This window comes from Natronomonas aquatica, assembly GCF_024449025.1.
In the GTDB taxonomy this organism is placed as follows: Archaea; Halobacteriota; Halobacteria; order Halobacteriales; family Haloarculaceae; genus Natronomonas; species Natronomonas aquatica.
The window spans coordinates 723-25063 of the sequence record NZ_JAHLKM010000014.1; the positions used below are offsets into that span (position 1 = coordinate 723).

The 24341-nt window shown below is 63.0% G+C and carries 29 protein-coding genes and 1 pseudogene; 17 read left to right on the forward strand and 13 right to left on the reverse strand.

The annotated features are described in order from the left end of the window. Positions 1-766: Y-family DNA polymerase (locus KM295_RS10575; RefSeq protein ID WP_256029919.1), on the reverse strand; the 766-nt coding region annotated here is incomplete at its 3' end. Positions 767-850: 84 nt separating this feature from the next. On the opposite strand from KM295_RS10575, the gene KM295_RS10580 reads away from it, so the two are divergent. After that, positions 851-1495 (forward strand): helix-turn-helix domain-containing protein, encoded by a 645-nt coding sequence (locus tag KM295_RS10580; RefSeq protein WP_418904785.1) that lies wholly within the window; start codon positions 851-853, stop codon positions 1493-1495. A gap of 147 nt (positions 1496-1642) precedes the next feature. Next, complete coding sequence (locus tag KM295_RS10585) at positions 1643-1828, forward strand: hypothetical protein (protein WP_256029921.1); 186 nt, start codon at positions 1643-1645, stop codon at positions 1826-1828. Between the two features lie 543 nt (positions 1829-2371). Here the strand turns inward: KM295_RS10585 and KM295_RS10595 are convergent. The 3 genes from KM295_RS10595 to msrA all read right to left on the reverse strand — a co-directional run bounded on the left by KM295_RS10595 (position 2372) and on the right by msrA (position 5120). Next, a complete protein-coding gene (locus KM295_RS10595) occupies positions 2372-2869 on the reverse strand; it encodes a hypothetical protein (RefSeq protein WP_256029922.1) in 498 nt (165 codons plus the stop codon). Positions 2870-3053: 184 nt separating this feature from the next. Continuing rightward, the gene (locus KM295_RS10600) at positions 3054-4370 is read right to left on the reverse strand and encodes an RNA-guided endonuclease InsQ/TnpB family protein (RefSeq protein ID WP_256029923.1); all 1317 of its coding nucleotides are present in this window, start codon (positions 4368-4370) and stop codon (positions 3054-3056) included. Between the two features lie 213 nt (positions 4371-4583). Continuing rightward, a complete protein-coding gene (msrA, locus tag KM295_RS10605; protein ID WP_256029924.1) occupies positions 4584-5120 on the reverse strand; it encodes a peptide-methionine (S)-S-oxide reductase MsrA in 537 nt (178 codons plus the stop codon). Positions 5121-5270: 150 nt separating this feature from the next. Here msrA and KM295_RS10610 point away from each other — a divergent pair, with 150 nt between their 5' ends. Then, on the forward strand, positions 5271-5807 hold the full coding sequence (locus KM295_RS10610) for a hypothetical protein (protein WP_256029925.1): 537 nt from the start codon (positions 5271-5273) through the stop codon (positions 5805-5807). Positions 5808-5900: 93 nt separating this feature from the next. Next, positions 5901-6329 (forward strand): universal stress protein, encoded by a 429-nt coding sequence (locus KM295_RS10615; protein WP_256029926.1) that lies wholly within the window; start codon positions 5901-5903, stop codon positions 6327-6329. A gap of 9 nt (positions 6330-6338) precedes the next feature. Here KM295_RS10615 and KM295_RS10620 read toward each other — a convergent pair whose 3' ends face one another. Next, positions 6339-6584, reverse strand: a complete 246-nt coding sequence (locus KM295_RS10620; protein ID WP_256029927.1) for a hypothetical protein — start codon at positions 6582-6584, stop codon at positions 6339-6341. A gap of 80 nt (positions 6585-6664) precedes the next feature. Here KM295_RS10620 and KM295_RS10625 point away from each other — a divergent pair, with 80 nt between their 5' ends. Beyond that, entirely contained in the window at positions 6665-7309 is a 645-nt protein-coding gene (locus KM295_RS10625; protein WP_256029928.1) for a helix-hairpin-helix domain-containing protein, read from the forward strand. Between the two features lie 23 nt (positions 7310-7332). Here the strand turns inward: KM295_RS10625 and KM295_RS10630 are convergent, their stop codons facing one another. Continuing rightward, positions 7333-8487: a CBS domain-containing protein gene (locus tag KM295_RS10630; protein ID WP_256029929.1), complete on the reverse strand. Its 1155-nt coding sequence runs from the start codon at positions 8485-8487 to the stop codon at positions 7333-7335. 173 nt (positions 8488-8660) lie between these two features. Between KM295_RS10630 and azf the strand changes: the two genes are divergently transcribed. Then, positions 8661-9419, forward strand: coding sequence for an NAD-dependent glucose-6-phosphate dehydrogenase Azf (azf, locus tag KM295_RS10635; protein ID WP_256029930.1), 759 nt, complete (start codon positions 8661-8663; stop codon positions 9417-9419). A 265-nt stretch (positions 9420-9684) separates the two neighbouring features. On the opposite strand, the pseudogene KM295_RS10640 reads toward azf, so the two are convergent. Together KM295_RS10640 and KM295_RS10645 are read right to left on the reverse strand one after the other, a co-directional pair. Next, positions 9685-10956, reverse strand: a pseudogene (locus tag KM295_RS10640) (RNA-guided endonuclease InsQ/TnpB family protein); the annotation flags it as partial. After that, positions 10953-11108: a DUF2080 family transposase-associated protein gene (locus KM295_RS10645; RefSeq protein ID WP_256029932.1), complete on the reverse strand. Its 156-nt coding sequence runs from the start codon at positions 11106-11108 to the stop codon at positions 10953-10955. The gene KM295_RS10645 and the pseudogene KM295_RS10640, both read right to left, overlap by 4 nt. 53 nt (positions 11109-11161) lie before the next feature. On the opposite strand from KM295_RS10645, the gene tnpA reads away from it, so the two are divergent. From tnpA to KM295_RS10660, 3 genes are all read left to right on the forward strand, one after another. Continuing rightward, positions 11162-11560 carry an IS200/IS605 family transposase gene (tnpA, locus tag KM295_RS10650; protein WP_256029933.1) on the forward strand — a complete coding sequence of 133 codons (399 nt, stop codon included), beginning with the start codon at positions 11162-11164 and terminating at the stop codon, positions 11558-11560. A gap of 134 nt (positions 11561-11694) precedes the next feature. Beyond that, positions 11695-12744: a hypothetical protein gene (locus tag KM295_RS10655; protein ID WP_256029934.1), complete on the forward strand. Its 1050-nt coding sequence runs from the start codon at positions 11695-11697 to the stop codon at positions 12742-12744. Between the two features lie 47 nt (positions 12745-12791). After that, positions 12792-12995 carry a hypothetical protein gene (locus KM295_RS10660; RefSeq protein WP_256029935.1) on the forward strand — a complete coding sequence of 68 codons (204 nt, stop codon included), beginning with the start codon at positions 12792-12794 and terminating at the stop codon, positions 12993-12995. Between the two features lie 13 nt (positions 12996-13008). Here KM295_RS10660 and KM295_RS10665 read toward each other — a convergent pair whose 3' ends face one another. Beyond that, positions 13009-15627 carry a valine--tRNA ligase gene (locus KM295_RS10665; RefSeq protein WP_256029936.1) on the reverse strand — a complete coding sequence of 873 codons (2619 nt, stop codon included), beginning with the start codon at positions 15625-15627 and terminating at the stop codon, positions 13009-13011. A 211-nt stretch (positions 15628-15838) separates the two neighbouring features. Between KM295_RS10665 and KM295_RS10670 the strand changes: the two genes are divergently transcribed. Further along, entirely contained in the window at positions 15839-16438 is a 600-nt protein-coding gene (locus tag KM295_RS10670; protein WP_256029937.1) for a hypothetical protein, read from the forward strand. A gap of 9 nt (positions 16439-16447) precedes the next feature. Here the strand turns inward: KM295_RS10670 and KM295_RS10675 are convergent, their stop codons facing one another. From KM295_RS10675 to KM295_RS10690, 4 genes are all read right to left on the reverse strand, one after another. After that, positions 16448-16795 carry an AzlD domain-containing protein gene (locus KM295_RS10675; protein WP_256029938.1) on the reverse strand — a complete coding sequence of 116 codons (348 nt, stop codon included), beginning with the start codon at positions 16793-16795 and terminating at the stop codon, positions 16448-16450. Beyond that, complete coding sequence (locus KM295_RS10680) at positions 16792-17493, reverse strand: AzlC family ABC transporter permease (RefSeq protein WP_256029939.1); 702 nt, start codon at positions 17491-17493, stop codon at positions 16792-16794. Before KM295_RS10680 ends, KM295_RS10675 begins: the two co-directional genes overlap by 4 nt. An 11-nt stretch (positions 17494-17504) precedes the next feature. Continuing rightward, entirely contained in the window at positions 17505-18062 is a 558-nt protein-coding gene (locus tag KM295_RS10685; protein ID WP_256029940.1) for a GMP synthase subunit A, read from the reverse strand. A 66-nt stretch (positions 18063-18128) separates the two neighbouring features. Next, the gene (locus KM295_RS10690; RefSeq protein WP_256029941.1) at positions 18129-18479 is read right to left on the reverse strand and encodes a DUF192 domain-containing protein; all 351 of its coding nucleotides are present in this window, start codon (positions 18477-18479) and stop codon (positions 18129-18131) included. 508 nt (positions 18480-18987) lie between these two features. Between KM295_RS10690 and KM295_RS10695 the strand changes: the two genes are divergently transcribed. Genes KM295_RS10695 through KM295_RS10725 form a run of 7 tightly spaced genes read left to right on the forward strand, consistent with a single transcriptional unit; the run spans position 18988 to position 24335 of the window. Then, positions 18988-19404 carry an urease subunit beta gene (locus KM295_RS10695; RefSeq protein WP_256029942.1) on the forward strand — a complete coding sequence of 139 codons (417 nt, stop codon included), beginning with the start codon at positions 18988-18990 and terminating at the stop codon, positions 19402-19404. Next, positions 19401-21107, forward strand: a complete 1707-nt coding sequence (gene ureC, locus KM295_RS10700; protein ID WP_256029943.1) for an urease subunit alpha — start codon at positions 19401-19403, stop codon at positions 21105-21107. Before KM295_RS10695 ends, ureC begins: the two co-directional genes overlap by 4 nt. Continuing rightward, positions 21104-21484 (forward strand): urease subunit gamma, encoded by a 381-nt coding sequence (locus KM295_RS10705; RefSeq protein WP_256029944.1) that lies wholly within the window; start codon positions 21104-21106, stop codon positions 21482-21484. The genes ureC and KM295_RS10705 overlap by 4 nt, the downstream gene beginning before the upstream one ends. Further along, on the forward strand, positions 21481-22104 hold the full coding sequence (ureG, locus tag KM295_RS10710) for an urease accessory protein UreG (protein ID WP_256029945.1): 624 nt from the start codon (positions 21481-21483) through the stop codon (positions 22102-22104). Before KM295_RS10705 ends, ureG begins: the two co-directional genes overlap by 4 nt. Beyond that, positions 22104-23012, forward strand: a complete 909-nt coding sequence (gene ureD, locus KM295_RS10715) for an urease accessory protein UreD (protein ID WP_256029946.1) — start codon at positions 22104-22106, stop codon at positions 23010-23012. Before ureG ends, ureD begins: the two co-directional genes overlap by 1 nt. Continuing rightward, positions 23012-23632, forward strand: a complete 621-nt coding sequence (locus KM295_RS10720) for an urease accessory protein UreE (protein WP_256029947.1) — start codon at positions 23012-23014, stop codon at positions 23630-23632. Before ureD ends, KM295_RS10720 begins: the two co-directional genes overlap by 1 nt. Beyond that, the gene (locus KM295_RS10725; protein ID WP_256029948.1) at positions 23625-24335 is read left to right on the forward strand and encodes an urease accessory protein UreF; all 711 of its coding nucleotides are present in this window, start codon (positions 23625-23627) and stop codon (positions 24333-24335) included. Before KM295_RS10720 ends, KM295_RS10725 begins: the two co-directional genes overlap by 8 nt. Positions 24336-24341: the final 6 nt, after the last annotated feature.

Genomic DNA, 24341 nt, shown 5'->3' on the forward strand with positions numbered 1-24341 from the left:
GGCCTTTGGATCCCACAGCGTTCACGAGCGTCTCCGGGTCGGCGGTCGCGAGTTCGCCGGCGGTGTCGATGCCACGCTCTCGCAGCTTGCCGGCGGTGACTGGTCCGATACCGTGAACCGATTCGATGTCAAGCGGGGCGAAAAACTCTTCGACGTCTCCAGGACGGACAACGACGAGGCCGTCGGGTTTCTCGTGATCGGAGGCGACCTTGGCGGCGCTTTTGGTTGGAGCGACGCCGATGCTGACAGGGATCCCAACAGTGGTTTTGATCTCGGTTTTGAGCCTCCGTGCGAAGGCGTCGACGTCTGCCCAGGTGGTCGCGTCGGTGACGTCGAGATAGGCTTCGTCGATACTGACGGGTTCGAGCGGGTTGGCATATTCCTCGAGGAGGGCGTGGACGTCGCCGCCAACTGCCTGGTAGTGATCCATCTCGACAGGGAGATAGTACCCGGTGTCAGCCGGATCGGGAGCCGCTGGATCGTCGGCGTCGGCATCAACGCGTCGTGGGAGCCGTTCGAGCGCATCGCTGATCGCCATGGCGGATTCGACGCCGTACTCGCGGGCCTCGTAACTGGCTGTCGCGACGGCACCGTGCGGATCGGCTTGCTCATACCCCATGCCGATGACGACCGGTTCGTCGGCGAGGTGGGGTCGGCGAAGCCGCTCACAGGCAGCATAGAAACAATCGCAGTCAACGTGCAGGATGATCGACGGATCGGTCTCAGAGGGAGCAAAATCCGTGACTGTCGCTGCACCCTCCCGCATGGTTAGTGGTAGGCTTCCTGGTTATAAAAAGGCGGTTCCGAAGAAGGCCTATCAGTTATTCACCTGCCGGACGAAGAGTTCTGCATGGCAACCGTTATGGAATTCACGAGTCCGACAGCGGAGTTCCCGTTGGGCAGTATTTTCGAAAACCTACCGGGCGTAACCGTGGAGTTAGAGCGATTGATTCCCCACGAAACGCATATCATCCCGTACTTTTGGGTGCGGGGCGCGGAAACCGAAGCGATCGAAGCCGAGTTCGAACCACACGCTGGCACATCGAACATCCGAGTGGTCGATAGTTTCGAAGACGAGTACCTCATGCGCGTCGAGTGGGACCAGGCGTACGTTGGTATTCTCGTCGCTCTCGCCAAGGCTAATGTGGCTGTCCTCTCCGGAATCGGGACGAAAGACGAGTGGCGATTCGAGGTGCGCGGCGAAAGTCAGGAAGCGATCGCGGAGTTTCGAGAGTACTGTCAGGACCAGGAGATCCCGATAACGATCACTGCTGTTCACGCGATGCTCCCGATCCATGGGGAAAGCTACGAACTAACCGAGACCCAGCGCGAGGCGCTGTTGTTGGCTTACGAACGCGGTTACTTCGACTCCCCCCGCGAAGCGTCGCTTAAAGAAATCGCAGAGGAGCTCGGTATCACCCAACAATCGCTGTCCTCTCGACTCCGACGCGGCCATCGACGTCTCATCAGCGCGACACTGATCAGCTCCTCGTGATTACCTCTCCGAACAGATTTTATAAACCCTCTGTATAATCAGTACCCTTCCTCATCCGGTTCAAGCCCGTATACGATATATGGACACAAAGATAGCTGAAGTTGCCGACGGAGCGGTCGAGTATACATGCAGAGACGAGGCGGAACGATGACTTCGAAAAAGCCGTCAATCACGTCGAAAGCGGCGTTGAGCGCCGAACTACAGGCACTCCTTGTCAGGGCCTACGATAATGGAATCGACGTGAGAGGCGGATTCGAGTGTCGAAATGGAGCTGAGTATCCCGATTGGGACGTGGTCGTCACGGAGATCACAAAGAACGAACGGGCAGACTGACCGTATGGCCTTCACTGGTCAAGCGATCCCGCAGCTCTCGACCGGGATAGAAGGGCTCTATGAACTCTTGCAAGGTGGGCTGGTCAAAGGGCGAATGTGTCTCGTTTCTGGTGAACCCGGGACTGAAAAGACAACGCTTGGGGTGCACTTTCTGGAAGAGGGTCTCTCCGACGATCAAGCGAACGCTCGGCGACGCCCCGCGTCCGCGAACCTGGTACGGTGAATTTCGTGGACTTGTTCCGATATGTTCGGTTCACCACTGCCCTTCCATCCGAACAGGATCGCTCGTGTGACCGACCGACGACTTGGACAAGTGAAATCTTTGATTTCGGTACGACCCCGAGGCACTCAGCCTGTTCCGCCTGTAGATCCGGAATCCGAACTCATTAATATACTGTACCAGTCGACTGTGGAAAGAGCAAAAATAACCTACTCGATTCAGCTTCGGACGTTGATTTGAGCAACTCGGGAAACGGTTTTACTGGATGTTGTTAATGTCTCCCTCGTACCCGTGGTTCCGTCTCTACCGTTGAGTCTGAGTAGTCACACGAAGTCGCCCTGTTCAACGACGGTTCGGAACAGCAACCCGAGTGCGAGGTGCTGTCTGGCTGCTGCCGCAACGTTTGAACGCGCTTTATCCGAGTCATCGAACCTATACTCTATTGTTTTGACGAGTTCGCGCCGCTTGAGCAGGTCATCCTCACAAAGAGCCACCAGTCGTGGGTAGACCGTGCCGGGACTGAGAGTTATATCCAAATCTTCAGCAAGGGTGTCTAACAACTGCTTGCCGTTAGGATCCCTGTTTTGTAGTACGATCAACGAGACGAGCACCTCTTCGAGCGAAGAAAGGACTTGTGCTCTCTCGTAGGAGAACTGTTCTGAGCCGAATAGCGAGGCTTCGACCTCTGTGGTGATGTCCGAAACAGTCTCTCCGGGCTCGTCGGATCGAGGTGTTTTCTCCAACTTTTCGAGGAGGGTGGCGGCGGATATTGAATCCTCGTCTTGGCCGATCCTAATCTCAGAGGGAGCTGTTTCCTTCATATTCAGAACCTCATGATAACACAAAGGCCGGCCAGTCTGATATGGGCTGGCCTTGGCTAACAAGGGATAACTCAGCTTTACACGTTGAAGTGGGTACGTTCTGTCACCAGCGGGTGTTTGATTGACATCCTCACCCGCGTGAACGCGGGTGAATCCCACGGTACCGCACCGCTGGATTGGGATATTAGGGTTTGCAGTCCACCACCTCTGTCCGAGGTTGGAATCCTCGGGAGAGGTCATGAAGGTAGACTCCTGGCTGTGCCAACCAGCCGGTACTCCTATCCTCGTCCAAATTGGACGCAGACTCGGAGTTACTTTTGTCGTTGACGTCGAGACGGATGTTCTCCGCCCCGTTCACGTCTGCGTTGAACGCCGCATCACACGTCTCGCAGACGTACAGGCCACGCTCGACGCGCTGGCTGTCGTCTTCTCTCCCGCACACGCAACACGTCTTGCTCGTGTCACGCTCCGACACTTCTACGACCTCGATGCCCTCGACCTTCGCCTTGTATTCGAGGATCGACGTGAAGCGGTCGAACGCCCACCCGTGCAAGTCAAGGTTGCCGTGCCGACCCCAATTCTTCGAGTCGCCGTCTTCGTCCTCGCGGACGCCTTCCAAGTCTCCGATATTGATTCGCCCAACACCCTTCTCGACGCACTGTTCAACGATGTGTCTCGCTACCGAGTGCAAGAAGTGGGTGCGGCGCTCCGACCACTTCGCGTGCAACCGAGTGGCTCGTTCACTACTCGAGTCGTCGCATTTAGCGATCTCTTTCGGGAAGTAGTAGCCATCCTGCTTGAGGCGGTTGCCGGGGTACAGGTCGGCTTCCTCGGTGCTGTACGCGACAGCGGCGAAGTTGCAGATACCGAGATCAATCCCCGCTGTCTCGTTGCCGGGTGCGTCGGGAGTTTCGATTTCGTCTTTGCAGACGAGGTGCAGTTCCCATCGTCCCTTCGCCTTGTCGTAGACGGCGCGAACTTGTTGCAGGTTCTCAACTGTGACACCGGGACGAGTTTGGTACTCGACGAGGATGTACTCCCAGGCTTTGGGGTGTTCCTTGTGGTTCGCGCCTTTCGAGAGCCGGACGCGATTATTCTCCCTGTCGTGTTTAATGCCGTTCTGCTTCCACGTTACTGTTGAACGAGGGTGTTCTTCGTGGACGCGGCGACCCTGTTGGTCGTAGTAGTTTTTTTTGCGGTAGCCGGGCGGATTGTCTCTGTCATCATCACTGGAGTACCACGAGTTGAAGGCTTCAGCGAGTTCCTCAAGAACGCGCTGACTGGACTGACTGTGCAGTCCCTTGTACGTGTTGTGAGCCTTCAACTCGTCTTTGAGGTCTCGGTGGTCAGGAATCTCGCCCGTATTCTCCCACACTTCGCGGGAGTGGTAATTAGCGACGTTCCAGAGTTTGCTGGCTGCCCACCCGTGCCGGTCAAGCGATTCCGCTACCTGACTGTGGTTGCGGATTTTCGCTTGATGGGTGCGGTGGACTTCCAACATTCTGAACGCCTGTATAATCACTTATAGCTGTTTCTATTGTAAAGGTTCGGATTGAGAACGGTGGAATATCCAGACCTGTCGAAGCAGGGGAATGGATCACTGAGTGACGGCGCGTATCCACGGCCTGAAGGCCGTGGTATTGCGCCTGTTCAGCCTATAATACGCTTCCTCGGTTCGAATAGACGCTGAGGAATTTTCCCTATCGGTTGGTTCTTATTCAGACGCCATTTTTTCCGCAAACGTCTCCCGTATCTTCTCGACTTTCGGCTGGGCGTGCATCGAACAGTAGGCGTCTTGGGGGTTCTTTTCGAAGTAGTTCTGGTGGTACTCCTCGGCCTCGTAGAACGTCTCGAGCGGTTCGAGTTCGGTGACGACGTCGTCGTCGTACTCCTCGTCGAGGGCCTCGATGTAGGCTCGGGCCTGCCGGCGCTGGTCGTCGTCGTGATACAGCACGATCGAACGGTACTGCGAGCCGACGTCCGGTCCCTGTCGGTTCAGTTGCGTCGGATCGTGGATGGTAAAGAAAGCCTCGAGTAGGTCCCCGTACTCGACGACGTCGGGATCGTAGGCCACCCGGACGACCTCGGCGTGACCCGTCTCGCCGGAACAGACCGCCTCGTAGGTCGGGTCCTCCACGTGCCCGCCCGCATAGCCGGACGTGACCGACTCGACCCCCTCGAGTTCCTCGAGTGCCGCCTCGATACACCAGAAACAGCCGCCGCCGAACGTCGCCGTCTTGGTCGCTGTCATCACCGACCGTTCGGGCCACAGCCGTATTAACCCGACGCGTATCGAGGGATTCCCGTCGAGACGCCTCGTATTCGGCCCCGCCACCCCCGAGACGGTTCAAGCATTATACAGCAAACATTACATCAGTGTGGACAGAAGGTGAAGACACATATGTCGGACGGAGACAGATCGGCGGGCGATCCGGAGAGCCCGGACGGCGGAGAGACACCGAAACGGCGGCGGTTCCTGCAGCTGGCGAGCACCGCGTCGATCGGGGCGCTGGTTGGCTGTTTACAGTCCGGCGGGGGACAGAGCGAGGCGGCAGCCGAAACCGGCCGCCCGGACGACTGGTGTGTCGAGGAAAACGACGTCGAAGTTCCGGACTCGCTCAAAACCGCGACGAGTGTCGACGGGGTAGAGCGGGATCCGAACGATATCAACACGCGCCAGGAAGCGGGATATCAGTGTTACCCACAGGGATACGCACTCTGTGCGAACTGTACGTACTTCATCCCGGGGAAACCGGCCGAGACCGGGATGGGAGACGGAGCGTGTGCGATCGTCGAAGGGATCGTTCGTTCGCGGGACTACTGTGCGCTGTACGAGCCGAACGAGGATCTCGAAGAGTTCCCGAGTACCGACACGGCCCAGCAGGACGAGCAGGGGAGACGATCGAACGGACGCGAGAAGGCACCGGACGTGAACTAGCTGCGGAACCCGACCGATCGCCCCTCTGTGTTCGGTATCGGCCCGGACGAGAACCGGGGATAGCTCCTTGTGTCGCGGATCGAACGTTCGGACATGTACGAGCGTATCCTGCTGCCGACGGACGGAAGCGAGGGCACCGACCGCGCCGTCGAGCAAGCGATCGGGCTGGCCGCCGAGACGGGAGCCGAACTCCACGCCCTCTTTGTCGTCGAGGACGCCCCCTACGCCCCCGAAATGACCGACGAGCGCGTCAGCGCCCAGCTCCGGGAGATCGGCGAGAACGCGATCGCATCGATCCGCGATCGCGCCGACGCCGCCGACGTGACGGTCCGGGCGGCTATCGAGGACGGGATCCCCAACCGGGAGATCCTGAAGTACGCGGACGGGGCGGACGTCGATCTCGTCGTCATGGGGACCCACAGCCGGAGCGGGCTCGACAAGTACCTGCTCGGCAGCGTAACCGAACGGGTCGTCCGCACCGCCGACGTACCGGTGTTGACGGTCCGGGTTGACGGCGACTGAGCGGCGGCGTCACCGGTAGCCGAACGTCCGGAGCGCGCCGAGGCCGGCGGCGAGCGCCAGCGCCGCCGCAACCGCGCTCGCCAGGAGATACATGGGAGATCCAGCCAGCCCGTAGGTGGCGGCCAGCACCGAGCCGATACCCGAGACCGCGGTCAGCCAGACGAGGCTGAGGCCGACGAGCGCCCGCCGGATCCGGATGATCCCGGCAGGTGGAGACTCCTCGGACGGATCGGACGCGACCGGGCCGTCGTTCATGTCGGAGGGTAGCGCGCCGGTCGGATAAGCCCTCACCCGCGGCGGTAGCTTATTGTCGGCTGGCGCACCCATCGACAGGTATGCCCGAGCTTTCGATCTCCAAGGCCCAGAAGGCGGAACTGGAAGCGATACGCGAGGAACTGGAGGCCGCCTACGTCGGCGAGTACGGTACCCTCAGAACAGAGGACGCGATCCAGTATCTGCTGGATACCTACACCCCGCCGGCTGAAGACGACGGCGATCGCTCGGCGGCCGACATCGAGGGACTCACGGCGATCAACGGCGTCGGCGAGGCGACCGCGAAGTCGCTCGCTATCGCCGGGTTCCGGTCCGTCGGGGACGTCGCGGCGGCGGATCCCGAGGCGCTCACCGAGATCAAGGGGATCGGCGACGAGCAGGCGGTCGACATCGTGGTGGCGGCGACCGAGGCCGGCGAGGCTGGCGAAGCCGGGACAGGCAAAGCGGAGAGGAGAGAGCCCGACTCCGAGGGGACGGATGATACAGAGTTGTCGGACGACCCGGAGGAACCGGACAACCCGGACGACCGAGAGGAATCACCCGAAGACACGCTCCAGCAGGCGATGAGCCTGCTCGATGCCCACGACGGGCGGTGGCGCGAATCGGACGGCGAGGAGCCCTACGAGGTCGATCTCCCGGACGGGGCCACGGAAGCCGTCCGGACGAAAGACGACATCAGACGCCTCCTGTTCAAACACTGGAAGTAGCGCCGGAGCGCCGGATGGGGCGATCAGCCGAGACGGGACGGCTCGAGGTCGGCGTCGCGTCGCTCCCGGAGGATGTTCATCGCGGTAACGAGATCCGAACGGGTGACGAGCCCGACGAGCGAGTCGGTCCCGTCGGTGACCAAAACCCGACCGATGTCCTCGTGGGCGAGCCGTTGCATCGCTTCCATCGCCTCCGTTCCGACGCCGACAGTACGGAGGTCGGTACTCATCACGTCCGCGACGGTCGTCGAGGGGCGGTTCTCGGGGGCGACGTTCCGGATGTCATCGAGCGTGACGACGCCGACCGGACGGCCGCCGTCGACGACCGGATACCCCGTGTGGCGCTCGGAGAACATCCGTTCGAGGACGGTATCCAGCGTCGTCTCCGGCGACAGCGTCCGGACGTCGGCGGCCGGCGTCATCACGTCCCCGACGACGACGCCCTCGAAGGCCGCCTGCAGCATCGTCTGTCGGCCCTCGGCGGTCGCGGCCATGTAGACGAAGAAGGCGACGGCGATCAGAAACGGATTGAACACGAAGAGACCGAACAGCCCAAAGAGGATCGCGAAGGACTTGCCGACGCGAACCGACAGCCGCGTCGCCTCGGCGTGGGTGCGCGTGCGGCCCAAAAGCGCCCGGAGCACGCGGCCGCCGTCGAGCGGGAACGCCGGAAGCATGTTGAACCCGGCGAGAACGAGGTTCAGGGCGGCGAGATAGCCGACGACGAACCGGACCGGATCGGCCGAAAGAGCCACGAAAGCGAGAAGAAAGACGATCCCGAGGGCGACGCTGACGACCGGCCCGCCGATCGCGATCCAGAACTCGTGGTGCCAGCGGTTCGGTTGCTCTTTTGGCCTGGCGATGCCACCGAGCAGCCACAGCGTGATCGATTCGATCCCGTAGCCGTAGCGTCGGGCGACGGCCGCGTGGCCGAGTTCGTGTAACAGGACACAGCCGAACAGCCCGACGGCCGAGGCGGCGCCGATCAGCCACGGGATCGACCCGGCCGTCAGCGCCCCGACGTCGAGGCCCGCACCGAGCCCGCTGTTGAGCGCCGCGGCGGCCTCGCCCATCCCGCTGCCGATGAGATAGACCAACACGGGGAGGATCAAAAGCAACGTCACGTCGATTCTGATCGGGATCCCGGCGACGGAGCCGACGCGGTACGCCTTGAACATGTGGGAGGGATCGATCAGGACGGCAAAGAAGGTTACCCGACGCCGACGTTCCGCGGGGACGTCCCGGGACCACCGTGTCTCGGGCCGGGACGGGCTGGGACGGGCCGGAGACGGAGGGCCCGAGCCGGTCGGAACCGCACGTTTCTTACCCGACTGCCGCGTTTCCTCCGCTAATGGACGAGACCGTACTGCTCACCGGGGCCAAAGGGTCCGTCGGGACGGCCATCCGCGAGGGACTGGTCGACGAGTACGACTGGCGGTACCTGTTTCACAACCCGCCGCCGTTCGAGCCGGAACACCCCTCGCTGGTCGGCGACGTCACCGACGAGGAACTCGTCGCCGAGGCCTGCGAGGGCGTCGGTACGGTCGTCCACCTGGCTGGCGATCCCCGCCGGGACGCTCCCTGGGAGTCGGTACTGGACAACAACATCCACGGGACGAAGATACTCTACGAGGCCGCCGTCGAGGCCGGCGTCGAGAAGTTCGTCTTCGCGTCCTCGAACCACGCCGTCGGCCACTTCGAGACCGACCGGAAACCCGACCTCTATCGGGCAGACGACGACTTCCGGCTGGACGGCACCGAACTCCCCCGCCCCGGCAACCACTACGGGATCTCGAAGGCGACCGGCGAGGTCATCGGCCGGTACTACCACGACGAGTACGGCATCGACGTCTGTAACATCCGGATCGGCAACCTCACCCGTGGTCACCCGCCGATCGACTACGAGCGCGGTCAGGCGATGTGGCTCTCGTATCGTGATTGTGCCCGGATCCACGCGTGTGCGCTCGAGGCCGACTACGACTACGAGATCGTCTACGGCATCTCCGACAACGACCGGAAGTTCTACTCCTTGGAGCGCGCCAAGGAGGTGCTGGGCTACGAGCCACAGGACAACTCCGCCGAGTGGGACGGCGACGAGAGGATCGACTAGGAGTTCTCGGGCCCCGGAGGGAAACCGATAGCTTCCCCCAACACCGCACGTCTCCCGGAGCAAAGAGGTTACCGACGGTGTCACCCCGTAGATTTCGAGAGTTATAATATCTGCAGTTCCTTTAGTATAGCCGCCGTTCGGTGGCAACGATTTCGCGAGAACGCGACGGTGAACCGCCTCGGGGTCAAGTGGTTCGAGACGCAGAGCGTCTCGTCATCACGGAAATCAAAGATTTCCGTACGACCCCGAGGCTTCCCGTGGAATAGTCGGACACTCCCACCCGACCATCGGCCTGATAGCCTTGGGCAGTCGGGTGGGTCACGGTCGGGGCGTCCACGGCCCCCGATGCCTGCCGTCGCACCTTCCGAACAACGGAAAGGCTGTTGAGAGCAGGCACATTCCAATTGAGTTTCTTCATGCCTTTCACGGCGATATTGACGCTTGCACCTCGGTCGCTGTGGTCTTGATGGGAACACGACCGGCATTTGAACCGCTTTTTGTTGCGGTTCGCCCGTTCCGTATGCCCGCAGATTGGACACCGCTGGCTCGTGTATTCGGGGTTAATCCACGCAGTCGGGATGCCCTCGAACGACGCCTTGTACGAAGTATAGAACTGGAGGGCGCGGAACGGGAGGTGGTGCAAACGTCGGTTCATCCGCGTACCGTAGTCGATACTATCGCGCATCTCTTTGAGGTCTTCAAAGACGATGCACGGCTTCTCGAACTGCTGGCTCCACTCCACGATGTGACGGCTCACCTTGTGGAGTCTGTCGCGGACGAACTGTTCCTCACGCCCTTCCAGCGTGTCGTGGATACTGTTTTTCCCCGCGTTCTGCACGCGCTTCCGCATCGTGAAGTAGCGGTGGCGCTCGAACTTGATTTCGGGGAAGTCGATGACCAACGTATCTTCGACACCATCCGTTGAGAGTGCGGTCAACGCCACGTTATCCTCGTTCACGTCCACACCGACAATCGTCCGCGAGTCCTGCTTGTCTCGAACGGTCTGCTCGGTGTTGGTGACGTTGACGTGCAACTCGGCGTTGTCGTTGTGGAACAGGGCTTCTGCCGTCCCAATCTTCCACTCGTTACTTTCGAGTGCGGTCTTGAGAATACCGAGATGAGCGTCACTCCCTTCGAGGACGCCCTTGACGTGTTTGTACGGCTTCGCGCTGATACGGAACGCCACGTCGCCGTCGTCGGTGAACGACAGATTGTACCCTTCCTCGTAGTTCGCTCGGAGCGGGTACGACCCGTCCTTAGTGTGACTCGGCTGGCCGAAATCGTTATATTCGTAGTAGTTCTCCATCGCACCGAGTGCCTTCGCAACGACGCGCTGAGTCGTGTTCTTCACGAGGTCGGAGTCGTCGGCCACACGGTCGGGAATGGCGTCCCAGTCCACGCCTTCTTTCGCGAGGCGGATGGATTCGTTGTACGCCTGTCGAGACTCAAGCGTAGCGTCGTACAGCAGACCCCCGTTGTCACTCTGGATGTTGAGTTGGAAGTCTAGAGTTTTGATGAGGGCCTGCGCGTTGGTCATTCTCCGTCTTGTTCGGCGGGTTCTGAGATTCGGACGACTTTCACATCGGCCCCACGCCAGCGTTTAGGAACGGTGACGTGGGCACTATTCCCGAACGCTTTGACCTCGCCATCTAGGACTTCCTCACCGTCAATTTCAAAGCGATTCGCCATACCCGAGTATATATTTTGGATATACTTGATTGTGGCGGTGGTGTATTCCCAATATGGGCGAGAAGCGGTCGAACCACACGGTGTACAACGTCAACTACCACCTCGTGTGGTGTCCGAAGTACCGTCACGCGATACTCGAACACATCAAGGAATCGCTGGAAGTGAGTTTCCGCGACGTGTGCAGCGAATACGGCTACGAGATACTGTCGTTGCATATCTCGCCCGACCACGTACACTTGTTCTTGTCAGCCCATCCGAAGCACGCGCCGAGCGAGATTGTGCGAACGGTCAAGAGCATCACGGCACGGAAAATGTGGGAACAGCACGAACCGTTCTTGGAGGAGTACCTGTGGGGTGGCGGATTTCGGGAGGAATCGTACTACGCTGGGACGGCGGGTGATGTTTCGACAGACACGATCGAGCAGTATATCGAGCGAACGGAACACGTTTAGCTGGGCTTACGGCCTTCACCCTCGGGGTCAAGCCCCGAGGCACTCGGCCTGCTCAGCCTGTAGAGGAATACCAAACGGACGTTTGACTTTTGCGAACCTGTTTATCTGTTCCGCCGGTAGTTCCGGGCAGCATCATGAACCGACGCGAGATCCTCGCCGGTATCGGCCTCGGGTTCGCTCCAGTTCTCGCTGGCTGTGGCGAGGATACGGCCGGTTCGGAGGACCAATCGCCGTCCGACGGCTCCGATGGCGGTAGCGACGCCGATGACGGGACTGACGGCGGGGGAACGGACGCAGACGACCTCTCTGTCGACGGACGGCTTCACAACGAGACGGACACCGCCCACACGTTCGAGTTGGTCGTTCGGGACAGTGACGGCGACGTTCTCACCGAAGGCGAGGAGCGCGTCGAAGCGAGCACCACCGAACGGGTTCCGGCGGTAGCCCGCCCCGGTGAACCCCGAACCTTCGACGTGGCGGTCGATGGCGTCGAAACCTCCAGAACGCTCGAATTCGACGTCGAACCGACCGCGGGACAGGTCGATGGCTACGTCGACATACGGTACACCGGCGGGAAGATAGTGATCTTTTTCACGGACCCCGATGGGACCGACGACGGGGCCGCCGACGCGGATCGGGTAGACACCCCGCCGTACGAGATCCAGAAACCGGACGACGTCGAGGACTGGAACGAGGAGTACCTCGGCGAACACATGCCGACGGAACCCTCGCTCGGCTTCGAGGTACTGACGAACGCACGCGGAGTGCTCCGAGAGCGGCGGCTAACCCATGACGCCGACGAAGAGTACTGGGTCGGGCTGGCCACTGACGGAACCGCCCGTGACGAACTGCTCGATCTCGACGCGGTCGAGGCCGGTACGCGCGAGCGGATCGAATCGGTCGATTTCGAGGAACGTCTGTTGGTCGTCGTCGAGACCGGGTACGGCTCCGGATCGGTTGAGCATCGGTGGGGCCGTATGGAGGATACGGCCGACGGTGTCGATCTCTACGGGTATTACACCGATCCCACCGAGGGGACCGACGACGTCACGACGTGGCTCTCGCTTCTCGAGATCGAGCGCCCCGACACCGCTGTCGACCGCGCACGTGTGAGTCTCACGGTCGATACGGACCGGCGCGTCCGTTTCGACTCGACGGAGGGTGTCGTCACGCTCGAAGGGTGACGCCGTCGGGGGCAGGTGGCTCGAACGATCGGCATAACCGGGCGATCTTGGACAGTGAGAGAAGCCCGTCGTTCGGAGCCCTCCCCGACGACCTCAGGGGACGACTGGAGGCCGATCCCGAGCGACAGCGCCAGTCGGTTCCCCACCGCCGGAAGAAACACACCGCCTGTCCCGGGTGTACGCTCGAGGTTCACGGCTGTGGACAGCCCTACGCCGTCCCCGAGGAAGCGACAGCGACCCCCACGCGGTGACGGGCGGAGCGAGTCACTCGAAGACGAGGACGGTCGCGTCGCCGGCCTCTAAGACGACGACCTCCTCGCCGCCCTCGGATCGCTGTTCCGCTTCGAGTTCGAACATGTCGGCTTCGACAGTGACGACGTCGCCGTCGATCTCGAACTCGGCGTGGCCGGCGGTGTCGAGTTCGGCCTGTAGTTCGACCGGGTCGGCCGACTCCAGTCGGTCGACGACCGCGCCGGCCTTCTCGCGGAAGACGGGGCCGAGCTCGCTGTGGTCGATATCGACGCCGACCGGGACCAACTCGACGTTCGGGGTCCCCTCCTCGATGTAGACCGGTGCGTTGACCGTATCCGCGAGATCGTAGGTATCCAGCGGCACCGCTTCCTCGAGGTAGACCTCGACCCGGTCGAGTTCGGCGTTGAGCGGTTTCCCCTCGTCGGACTTCCAGCCCCGGACGGTCGCGGCGATATCCGCGATCGTCGCCCCGCGGGCGGCCGCCTCCCCGTCGACCGCCGGCGGGTCGGGCCAGGACGCGCCGTGGACACTGCCCTCCGTCGGGAGGTGGCTCCAGGCCTCCTCTGTGATGAAGGGGGCGAACGGCGAGAGCATCCGGAGAGAAGCGCTCAACGCGGTATACAGCGCATTCTCGGCGGCGCGGCGCTCGCCGGGTCGACCCTCGTAGAGCCGACCCTTGATCAACTCGAGGTAGTCGTCGGCCAGGTCGTGCCAGACGAAGTCCCGGACCGCCCGGAGGGCGCTGTCGAAGCGATACTCGTCCATGTCGTCGGCGACGGATTCGGCGACCCCGGCACACTCCTCGAGGATCCACGCGTCGACGTCACGGTAGGCCGCGTCGGCGGTCTCGGGGGTCGATCCCTCGAGGTGGCCCGCGGAAAACTTCACGATGTTCCACAGCTTCGTCTGGAACCGCGAGGCCGAAGTGACCTCCTTCCACTGGAACTGGATGTCGGTACCGGGCTGGCCGCCCAGCGCCATCGCCTGCCGGAAGGCGTCCGCGGAGTGTTCCTCGACGACCTCCTCGGGCTGGACGAAGTTGCCGCGGGATTTGGACATCTTGTTGCCGTCGTCGCCGAACACCATCCCGTTTATCAGAGCGTCCTCCCAGGGGATCTCGCCGGTGACCGCGGCGGTCCGGAGGATCGTATAGAAGGCCCACGTCCGGATGATGTCGTGGCCCTGCTCGCGCAGTTGAACCGGCTCGAAGGCTTCCTCGGGCCAGCCGGCGACGTACAGCGGCGAGATCGACGAATCCATCCAAGTGTCCATCACGTCGGTTTCGCCGGCCCAGTTCTCGCCGCCGCATTCGGGACAGCTCCCGACCGCCGGATCCTCGGTCGTCGGGTCGACGGGGACCTCCGCACCCGTGGCGGTCTCGACGTGGCCACAGTCGGCACACTCCCAGGCGGGGATCGGCGTCGCGAAGACGCGCTGGCGGGAGATCACCCAGTCCCACTCCATCCCTTCGGTCCACTCCTCCAGGCGGGTGTACATGTGATCGGGGAACCACTCGATCTTTTGGGCCGTGTCGAGTATCTCCTCCTGATCGACCTTCACGAACCACTGTTCCTTCGAGAGGATCTCGATCGGCGTGTCACACCGCCAACAGCAGCCGACCGACTGCTCGGTCGGTTCGGCGTCCTCGAGGTACCCCTGCCTCTCAAGGGCGTCGGCGATCTCGGTTTTGGCCTCCTCGATCGGGAGGCCCTCGAACTCGCCGGCCAGTTCGTCGAGGTGGCCGTCCTCGGTGACGACCGCCCGGAGTTCGAGGTCGTACTCGGCCCACCAGTCGGCGTCCTGTTTGTCGCCGAACGTACAGATCATCACCGCCCCAGTCCCGAACTCGCCGTCGACCTCCTCGTCGGCGATGAGTTCGACTTCCTGGCCGAAAAGCGGCACCTCGAACGTGTCGCCGATACGGTCCTCGTAGCGTTCGTCGTCGGGATCGACGGCCATCGAGACGCAGGCCGGAAGCAACTCCGGGCGGGTCGTCGCGATCTCGATATCGTCGTTGCCGACGCCCTCGAAGGTGATGTAGTACAGCGTCCCCTCGCGGTCCTCGTTTTCGACCTCGGCGTCGGCGATAGCGGTCTCACAGCGGGGACACCAGTTGACCGGGTGTTCGTCCTGATAGACGTAGTCCGATTCGGCCATCTCGACGAACGACCGCTGGGTCTCCTCCCAGTAGTCGTCGTTCATCGTCCGGAACTCGTGGTTCCAGTCCTGAGAGAACCCAAGCGTGAGCATCGTCTCCTTCATCGCGCCGATCTGGGACTCGGTGTGTTCGACACACCACTCGCGGAACTGCTCTCGGGAGACGTCCGTCCGGTGGATGTCGCGGTTCTCCTCGACTTTCACCTCGGTCGGCAGGCCGTGACAGTCCCATCCCTGCGGGAAGAGGACGTCGTCGCCCTTGAGCCGGTGATACCGGGCGGCGTAGTCCATGTAACACCACCCCAGGGCGTTGCCGATATGGAGGTTGCCGGTCGGGTACGGTGGCGGCGTATCGATGATGTAGTCGGGGCGCTCGGGGTCGTCGTCGTAGCTGTAGACCTCGGAGTCGAGCCACTCCTCGCGCCATCTCTGTTCGGCCTCCTCTGGGTCGTAGCTGTCTGGAACGTCACTCATGGTTTTTCTCGCGTAGACCGGTCGGTAGGGGGCGAACACGTGCGCGCGACGGAGAAGGCGCGCGGTTACAGCCCGCGTACTACAGACCGGGTCGCGCTCATACCTCTTCGGTCGGTCGTTCCCGATAAAAAGCTTCGCTTACGTCGCAGGGTCAGTGAGTCGTTGGGCGTACCGAAGACTTACCTGGATTTTGTGTCTATCCGGAGTATCGATGGATCGACGACGATACGTGGCGGCGAGTATGGGGATCGTCGGTGGTACCCTCGCCGGATGTACAGCACTCGCGGGGGAAACGGAGCTTACCGAACCGACCGAATCCAGGGAGGGCCATTCCGTCCGTTTCGTGTACGAAGAGGAAGACGAAGACGGGGAACTCCTCGGAGTCTATTTCGACGGGCGGCCGGACACTCCATGGAAAAGCGTCGACAGGATACCGGACGCGCCGGGGTTTCACCGGCTCCGGATCGGGATCGAACAGCCGGGCAACGTTACCCTCGATAGCTACCGTTTCCGATTCGAGCCTGCCGGGGACAGGGGTGCCAACATCTATTTGCATCCGCCCGAACTCGGCCACGAGGATACGTTCGATACGTACCGCGATAGCGACTGGACGGTAGTCGAGGCTGAATACGACGACGGGACGACTGTCGGGACGGGATTCGAAGTGTTCGTCTACAGCGATGGGGAAGGCGACAGCGGCTCCACCCCGGTCCTCGCCGCCTACGAACTCATCCTATCGGGGGACGGATACCTCGATGGGAGGTTCGTTGCTCGGGACCGGACGACGATCGACCTCGGAGATCCGGAGTGACCGTTCGGATCAAAACACCGGAACGGAGACGACCACGAAGTAGATGAGAAACCCCGTGACGAGCGTTCCGATGAGACTCTCCGTCCGCCAGGCGACGATAGCCGCGGCGAGTCCGGCGATGAGAAACGGGTTGAGCGGGGACAGATAGAAGCCGCCGTCCCGATAGAAGATCGGCGGCACGGCCAAAGCCGCCAGGACGGCCGGCGGAACGAGGTTCAGGTGCTTTTCGATCCCATCGGGCATCTCGTAGTAGCTGAACAGGCTGATGAACGATATCCGGAGCGCGTACGTGGCGATGGCGATCGCGACGATGTGTATCCAGAGCCAGACCGCCGGCATGGTTTCGATGGCGTTCATCGGTTGAAGAACACCCCCACGACGAGCCCACAACAGACGCCCAAAAGCAGGCCGAGGTTGTAATCGAGCGGGGCCGCCGCGACGGCTACGCCGCCCGCGACGACCGCGGTCGCCACGCTCGGCCGGTCCTCGAGGACCGGAAACAGCAGGGCGATGAACACAAGCGGGAGGACCAACTCGACGGGGAACACGTCCGGCACCCCGACACCCAGCCCCGCCCCGGCGAGAGTTCCGAGGGTCCAGAACACCCAGATGACGATCCCGCCGCCGAAATAATACCAGTGTGAACTGGGACCGTCGCGGCTGCGGAAGTACGGGATCGAAAGCGCGTAGATGGTATCGACGATGAGAAACGAGTATGCGGCCTTCCGCATGCGGGAGAGCGACTGGAACTTCGGCGCCAGATAGGCGCTGTACATCGAAAAACGCACGTTTATCAGGACGGCAGTCAGCACGACGAGGAGCAGGTGGCCGTCGTCCGCCATGAGAAAGATGGCGGCGAGCTGTGAGGCTCCCGCGTAGGTGATCGCCGACATGATCGTGATTTCGGCGGTGGTAAAGCCGAATTCGACGGCCGTTATACCGACGAGTACGGAGAACGGGGCGATCCCCGTCGCGACGGGGATCGAGTCCCTGACCCCGGCCAGAAAAGACGAACGGTTCTCATCGTCCGGGAATCCATCGAGTAGCCCTTTCATTCGGACCCGTCTCACCCGCGCCGCTCGCAGATCTCGAGGAAGTTCTCGAAGACCGCCTCCCCCTCCTCGGTGTGGGCGACTTCGGGGTGCCACTGGACGCCGTAGAGGTCCCGATCGGGGTCGCTCATCGCCTCGATCTCACAGACGTCGCTTTTCCCCGTCCGGGTAAAGCCTTCGGGGAGCGTTTTGACCTCGTCGGCGTGGCTGGCCCACACCCGCGTCTCGGGGAAAAGCGAGCCGACGAGCGGGTCCGTCTCGTCTTCGATATCGACGGTGACGTCGGCGTAGCCGCCGTAGTCGCCCGAGTCGACGCGGCCACCCAGTTCGGCGGCGATGAGCTGCATGCCGAGACAGATGCCGAGGACCGGGACGTCGAGATCGAGGTACTCGGGCGCCGAGCCGATCCGGTCCATGTCGGGGCCGCCAGAGAGGACGATCCCGTCGGCCTCGATCGCCGCCGGCGGCGTTTCGTTGTCGATTATCTCCGTCTCGATGTCGAGATCGCGCAGCGCGCGCTGTTCGAGATGGGTGAACTGTCCGTGGTTGTCAACCACGACGATCCGGGTCATTATCGGTCTGTACCGGACCGGGGCGTAAAAAGGGTCTGAAACGGACGGCGGCCGGAAAGCCCTCGGTCACAGCCCCTCGATCCGGACGCGGTCGCCGACCGAGACGTCGTCAGCCGCCCCAGCAGGGAGTTCGACGACGGTGTCGGCCTCGGCGTGGCCGCGGCCGGTCCACGCCGACAGCCGCTTCGTCGCCCTCACGCGCCCGTCGACGAGCCACAGGGCGTCGATATCGAACGGGACGAACACCATATGGAGACGCCGGGTCGAGACCCCTGAAAAGGGAAAAACGAGCGCGTACCCCTCCGGCACCGATCGCCGGAACATCAAGCCCAGCCCCTGTGAGACGATTCCGTCGGCCACCTCGACGTCCGTCGCCAACACCCGTTCGGCCCCGTCAGTTTCGTGAACGACGCGCACGGTCGTCCTCCGGCGCGGCCGAACAAAAAACGTCGCCCCGTGCGTTCGAACCGGAAACACACACTCCGATAGATCAGACACAGTCACACTGATATATCATTTTAAAGTACAAGACAATAATTTTATATTTAGTATCAAAAAGAAATCGAAAGGCGGTCCACATCCGTCGGAGGTTCGACCGAGGCGGTTATCTTATCGGTTGAAATCCTTTTATAATTTACAGTATGCTATCTACGCGTTATCGGGTTGGAGAAACCGTCCTCAGTTCACTCGATCCGGTTTCGGTATCGCTGTCTCGTATACAAGTCATTTTTCCTACTTTTCCTTTTAAATATAACATATTTTATATTTTTTTCGGCCTGTTTCGAAACAGATAGAAGGCGATACGTACAGTAACTGTGCAAATATTGTTACTCCAGCACCAATTTAAAACGATAGCCGCAATATATGTGATATCGATGGAGAAAAGAGACAATAGTTCGGTCGATCGTGGAGGTGTACCGACGCGATGAGCGACGGCATCCACCCAGGAGAGATCGTCCCGGGCGAGGGGACAGTGGCGCTCAACGAAGGCCGCGAAACGGCGGAGGTCACCGTCGGCAACACCGGTGACCGGCCGGTTCAGGTCGGCTCACACTTCCATTTTTTCGAGGCCAACGCCGCCCTCTCGTTCGATCGTAAGGCGGCCTACGGGAAGCGGCTGAACATCCCGGCGGGGACGGCAGTCCGGTTCGAACCCGGCGACCGACAGACCGTCGAACTGGTCGATATCGGCGGCAAGCGGGTCGCCCACGGGATGAACGGCATGGTCGACGGGAGCGTCGACGGCTCCCCCGACGAGGCGCTCGAGCGACTGCGCGCGGCCGGGTTCGCGGATGCCGGCGTCGGCGGTGACGGCGACGGGGCGGCGGGGACCGAGGAATGACCCGCGAGATCGACCGCGAGGCCTACACGGAGCTGTACGGCCCCACGGAGGGCGACAAGGTCCGGCTCGGCGACACCGAACTGTTCGCCGAGATCGAGACGGACTACCGGACCCACGGCGACGAGGCCGTCTTCGGCGGCGGGAAGACCCTGCGGGACGGGCTGGGGATGGCACCCGGCGTCACCCAAACGGAGGGCGCGCTCGATTGGGTCCTCACCAACGCGACGGTCATCGATCCTGTGTTGGGCATCGTCGCCGGCGACATCGGCATCCGGAACGGCGAAATAACCGGCATCGGCAAGGCCGGCAACCCGGACACGATGGACGGCGTCGATATGGTCGTGGGCCCGTCGACGGACGTATACCCCGCCGAGGGGAAGATCGCGACCGCCGGCGGGCTGGACATCCACGTCCACTGGAACTCCGCACAGTTACACGAGCACGCGCTCGCGTCCGGCATCACGACGATGCTGGGCGGCGGCTACGGCGGCGGGGCGACGACGTGTACGACCGGCCCGGAGAACGTCAAACGCCACCTGCAAGCGGCCGAGGCGTGGCCGGTCAACGTCGGCTTCTACGCGAAGGGCAACGCGTCCGACCCCGAACCGCTCCGCGAGCAGATCGAAGCGGGCGCCTGCACGCTGAAACTCCATGAGGACTGGGGGTCGATGCCGCGGGCCATCGACACCGCGCTGGAAGTGGCCGAGGAGGAGGACGTCCAGGTGTGTATGCACACGGACACGCTCAACGAGGCCGGGTTCGTCGAGAACACCTTCGACGCCGTCGATGGTCGGACGATGCACCTGTTTCACATCGAGGGCGCGGGCGGCGGCCACGCGCCGGACATCATGGAGATGGTCGGGGAGCCGAACATGCTGCCCTCCTCGACGAACCCGTCGATGCCCTACACCGACAACACGTTCGACGAGCACCTCGATATGGTGATGGTGTGTCACCACCTCAACCCGGACGTGCCCGAGGACGTCGCTTTCGCCGAATCCCGGGTTCGGGCGGAGACGATCGCCGCCGAGGATGTCCTCCACGACATGGGGGCCATCTCGATGATGACATCGGATTCCCAGGCGATGGGGCGGATGGCCGAAGTCATCAGCCGCACCTGGCAGACCGCCTCGAAGATGAAGTCCCAGCGCGGCCCGCTCCCCGAGGACGAGGGGACCGGCGCGGACAACTTCCGTATCAAACGCTACATCGCAAAGTACACCATCAACCCCGCGATCTCGGCGGGGATCGACGGGTACGTCGGGACGCTGGAACCCGGCAAGATAGCGGACGTCTGCCTGTGGGACCCCGCGTTCTTCGGCATCAAACCCGCGATGACGTTCAAAGGCGGGTTCCCGGTCCACTCGGAGATGGGAGAAGCGAACGGATCGCTGATGACCTGCGAACCCATCCGCCAGCGCGAGCGGGCCGGCGCCGTCGGCAAGGCCAAACAGGGCCTTTCGCTTTCGTTCGTCTCGCCGGCGGCGGCGGAACGCGGCGTCGGGGAGGAATACGGGCTAGAATCGCGGGTCATCCCCGTCGAGGGGACCCGTACCCCCGGCAAGGACGACATGGTGTACAACGAGTACTGTCCGGACGACATCGACGTCGACCCCGAGACGTTCGAAGTGACCGTCGACGGCGAACACGTCACCTGCGAACCGTCCACGGAACTGCCGCTCGCACAACGGTACATGATATGAAACTGACACCGAAAGAGGAGGAACGGCTCACGGTATTTACCGCCGCGGAGGTCGCACGGCGCCGCAAGGAGCGCGGCGTCCTGCTGAACCATCCCGAAGCCGTCGCCTACATCAGCGACTGGTGTATCGAACGGGCCCGGGAGGGCCAGTCCGTCGCCGAGATACGGGCGGGGGCTTCACAGCTTTTGGGCCGCGATGACGTGATGGACGGCGTCCCCGAGATGGTCGAGATGATACAGGTCGAACCGGTCTTCCCCGACGGAACGAAGCTGGTGACGGTCCACGACCCGATCCGGTCGGACAGCGTCGGCGGCGCCGACGGGGGCGGGAGGGAAAACCGAAACGAAGCCGAAAGCGAGGGAGAGGAAAGCGAATGAGCCTGACACATCGGGACGTGGCGACGGTCGGGATCGGCGGGCCGGTCGGATCCGGGAAGACGACGCTTTTGGCCGAACTCGTCCCGCGTCTCCGGGACGCCGGACTGGACGTCGGCGTCATCGCCAACGACATCCTCACACAGGAGGACGCAGAGCGCCTGCGCGAGCGGTTCGCCGGCGTCGTCCCGGAGGATCTCGTCGCCGGGGTCGAAACGGGGGCGTGTCCCCACACCGGCATCCGCGAGGACCCCTCGATGAACCTCCAGCAGATAGACGCCTTCCTCGACGAACATCCCGACCTCGATTTGGTCCTGATCGAGAGCGGCGGCGACAACCTCGCGGCGACGTTCAATCCCGAACTGGCCGACTACTCGCTGTACGTCATAAGCGTCGCCGAGGGCGAGGACATCCCGCGCAAACGCGGCCCGGGCGTCGTCGACTGCGATCTTCTGGTGATCAACAAGACGGACCTCGCGCCGCACGTGGGGGCCGACCTCGACGTGATAGAGCGGGACGCCGGGGCGGTCCGTGAGGGGCCGTTCGTCTTCACCGACTGCAAGGCTAAAGACGGTATCGAGACGGTGTTGTCACACGTCCGGGAAGGGGTGTTGTTCGCCTGATGGCCGCCGACGGCACGGACGCGCCACACCCGTCGTTCGCGGAGTACGCCGCCGAACCGATCCCGCAGGCCGCCGTCGGTGCCCCGGGGAAGGACGGCGTACTGGATCTGCGGTTCGGACGGACGGACGCCGGGACGGCGCTTGTCCACGATTACACGACGGTGCCGTTCCATGTCTCCGGGACGCTGGATCACGATCCGCACCCCGACGGAACGACAGTATTCATCCAGTCCCCGACCGGCGGCGTCGCACAGGGGGACCGCCACGAGGTGAACATCGCGGTCGGAAAGGACGCCGTCGCCCACGTCTCGACGCAGAGCTCGACGAAAATCCAGTCGATGAACCGCAACTACGCGTCCGCCGAGACGACGCTGTCCGTCGAGCGCGGCGGCCACCTCGACTACGTGCCTGAGCCGACTATCCTGTACGCGGACGCCCGGTATGCACAGGACCTGACGCTCGAGTTGGAACCGGATTCGACGGCTATCCTCGCGGACGTGGTGGTCCCGGGGCGGCTGGCCCGCGGCGAGCGGTTCGCCTTCGAGCGATACCGCTCGCGGGTCCGGGCACGCGGACCGGACGGGCCGCTGTTCGAGGACACCACCCACCTCGTGCCCGAAGAGCGCGATCCGACGGCTCCGGGCGTTCTCGGAGAATTCACCGTCTACGGGACGGCGTTCGTCGTCGCCCCGGACCGGGAGACGGCGGGGTTGAGCGACATGCTCCATGCGGCGGTCGCCGACCGCGAGGCGCGGACGGGCGCGACGGCGTTGCCGAACGACGCCGGTGTCGTGGTACGGGCACTAGGCGAGCGGGCCGAGACGGTACAAGCCGCGCTACGGACCGCGTGGGATCGCGCACGCCAAGAGTTGCTGGCGGCCGCCGCGCCGTCCGGGAGGAAGTACTAATGTTAGTGGCGAAGACCCGCCTCGGCCGCCGGAGGGATGCCGAAATCGCGGCACTGCTCGCCGAGGCGGACGCACACCGCGTTGTCCTCTCTGATACGGAGCGTCGGCGCTCACGCGTCCGCACCGAGACGACCGACGGGACCGATATCGGCATCGTCGTCGCCGACGACCTCGGGGACGGCGACGTACTCGAAACGGACGGCGGCGACCTCGTCGTGGTCGAACTCGACGCCGTCGACGCCCTGGTCTTGGAGTTCGGCGGAGCCGACGTATCGGCGCTCGAAGGGGTAGAGCTAGGCCATGCGCTGGGGAACCGCCACTGGGACCTCGCCCTGCGGGACGGCAACGCGCTGTTTCCGGTCCCGGACACCCGCGAACGGATGCTCGAGGCCATCGCCGATCACCTGCCGGCGGGCGTCGAGACGCGCTTCGAGGCCGTCCCGCCGACGACGTTCGACGACGGCGGCCACGGCGGCCATGGCGATCACGACCACGAGCATGACCACGGCTCCGGACATGACCACGACCACGGACACACACACACGGACGAGGGGCACTCCCACAGCCACGGCGACCCACCCGGCGGCGTCCGGAGCGTAGACGGGGGACACGATGGCTGACGGTAATCCGCCGACGGCCGACGGGGCGACCCTCTCGGCGTTCCGGCTGGCCGACTCGTTCCTGCCGGTCGGGGCCTATACCGCGTCCTACGCTCTCGAGCAGTTCGTCCAGGACGACCGCGTCACGGACGGGACGGATCTGGAAGCCCTGCTGGAGACGTACCTCCGGCGGCAGGTCGGATCCGCCGAGCTAGTGGCACTGCGGGCGGCCCACGCGGCGGCGCTGGCCGGGGACTGCGAGACCGTCTGTGCGGCGGACCGACGGCTGACCGCGGTGACGCTGGCCGCGGAGTTCCGTGACAGCGCCGAGCGATCCGGCGATCGGCTGTTGTCGCTCCAGCGGACGTTACGCGAGGCGGACCTGTTCGATCGCTACGCCGAACGGGTCGATTCCGGCGACGCCCCGGGGAACTATCCGGTGGTGCTCGGCGCCTCGACGGCGCTGGCCGGCATCGACGAACGTGAGGCCTGTCTGCTGTGCTGTCACAGCTTCGTGACGGGACTGCTCGGCGCGGCCCAGCGGTTGCTGTCGTTGGGCCACACCGAGGCCCAGCGCGTCCTCGATTCGCTCCAGCCGGTGATAACCGACGTCGTCGACGACAGCGCCGACCGCTCGCTGGAGGAACTGTCGCAGTTCACGCCGCTGGTGGACGTGCTGGCGGCCGACCACGAGCGGGCCGACCGACGGCTGTTCGTGAGTTGAGACTGT

Bases quoted from the DNA above. Each gene is read 5' to 3' on its own strand.
- ureG (WP_256029945.1), top strand. From the start codon at position 21,481: ATGAGCCTGACACATCGGGACGTGGCGACGGTCGGGATCGGCGGGCCG.
- ureD (WP_256029946.1), top strand. From the start codon at position 22,104: ATGGCCGCCGACGGCACGGACGCGCCACACCCGTCGTTCGCGGAGTAC.
- azf (WP_256029930.1), top strand. From the start codon at position 8,661: ATGGACGAGACCGTACTGCTCACCGGGGCCAAAGGGTCCGTCGGGACG.
- ureC (WP_256029943.1), top strand. From the start codon at position 19,401: ATGACCCGCGAGATCGACCGCGAGGCCTACACGGAGCTGTACGGCCCC.
- KM295_RS10645 (WP_256029932.1), bottom strand. From the start codon at position 11,108: ATGGCGAATCGCTTTGAAATTGACGGTGAGGAAGTCCTAGATGGCGAG.
- KM295_RS10580 (WP_418904785.1), top strand. From the start codon at position 851: ATGGCAACCGTTATGGAATTCACGAGTCCGACAGCGGAGTTCCCGTTG.
- KM295_RS10685 (WP_256029940.1), bottom strand. From the start codon at position 18,062: ATGACCCGGATCGTCGTGGTTGACAACCACGGACAGTTCACCCATCTC.
- KM295_RS10625 (WP_256029928.1), top strand. From the start codon at position 6,665: ATGCCCGAGCTTTCGATCTCCAAGGCCCAGAAGGCGGAACTGGAAGCG.
- msrA (WP_256029924.1), bottom strand. From the start codon at position 5,120: ATGACAGCGACCAAGACGGCGACGTTCGGCGGCGGCTGTTTCTGGTGT.
- KM295_RS10670 (WP_256029937.1), top strand. From the start codon at position 15,839: ATGGATCGACGACGATACGTGGCGGCGAGTATGGGGATCGTCGGTGGT.
- KM295_RS10695 (WP_256029942.1), top strand. From the start codon at position 18,988: ATGAGCGACGGCATCCACCCAGGAGAGATCGTCCCGGGCGAGGGGACA.
- KM295_RS10655 (WP_256029934.1), top strand. From the start codon at position 11,695: ATGAACCGACGCGAGATCCTCGCCGGTATCGGCCTCGGGTTCGCTCCA.
- KM295_RS10620 (WP_256029927.1), bottom strand. From the start codon at position 6,584: ATGAACGACGGCCCGGTCGCGTCCGATCCGTCCGAGGAGTCTCCACCT.
- KM295_RS10725 (WP_256029948.1), top strand. From the start codon at position 23,625: ATGGCTGACGGTAATCCGCCGACGGCCGACGGGGCGACCCTCTCGGCG.
- KM295_RS10600 (WP_256029923.1), bottom strand. From the start codon at position 4,370: ATGTTGGAAGTCCACCGCACCCATCAAGCGAAAATCCGCAACCACAGT.
- KM295_RS10680 (WP_256029939.1), bottom strand. From the start codon at position 17,493: ATGAAAGGGCTACTCGATGGATTCCCGGACGATGAGAACCGTTCGTCT.
- KM295_RS10615 (WP_256029926.1), top strand. From the start codon at position 5,901: ATGTACGAGCGTATCCTGCTGCCGACGGACGGAAGCGAGGGCACCGAC.
- KM295_RS10595 (WP_256029922.1), bottom strand. From the start codon at position 2,869: ATGAAGGAAACAGCTCCCTCTGAGATTAGGATCGGCCAAGACGAGGAT.
- KM295_RS10675 (WP_256029938.1), bottom strand. From the start codon at position 16,795: ATGAACGCCATCGAAACCATGCCGGCGGTCTGGCTCTGGATACACATC.
- KM295_RS10585 (WP_256029921.1), top strand. From the start codon at position 1,643: ATGACTTCGAAAAAGCCGTCAATCACGTCGAAAGCGGCGTTGAGCGCC.
- KM295_RS10720 (WP_256029947.1), top strand. From the start codon at position 23,012: ATGTTAGTGGCGAAGACCCGCCTCGGCCGCCGGAGGGATGCCGAAATC.
- KM295_RS10705 (WP_256029944.1), top strand. From the start codon at position 21,104: ATGAAACTGACACCGAAAGAGGAGGAACGGCTCACGGTATTTACCGCC.
- KM295_RS10630 (WP_256029929.1), bottom strand. From the start codon at position 8,487: ATGTTCAAGGCGTACCGCGTCGGCTCCGTCGCCGGGATCCCGATCAGA.
- tnpA (WP_256029933.1), top strand. From the start codon at position 11,162: ATGGGCGAGAAGCGGTCGAACCACACGGTGTACAACGTCAACTACCAC.
- KM295_RS10665 (WP_256029936.1), bottom strand. From the start codon at position 15,627: ATGAGTGACGTTCCAGACAGCTACGACCCAGAGGAGGCCGAACAGAGA.
- KM295_RS10610 (WP_256029925.1), top strand. From the start codon at position 5,271: ATGTCGGACGGAGACAGATCGGCGGGCGATCCGGAGAGCCCGGACGGC.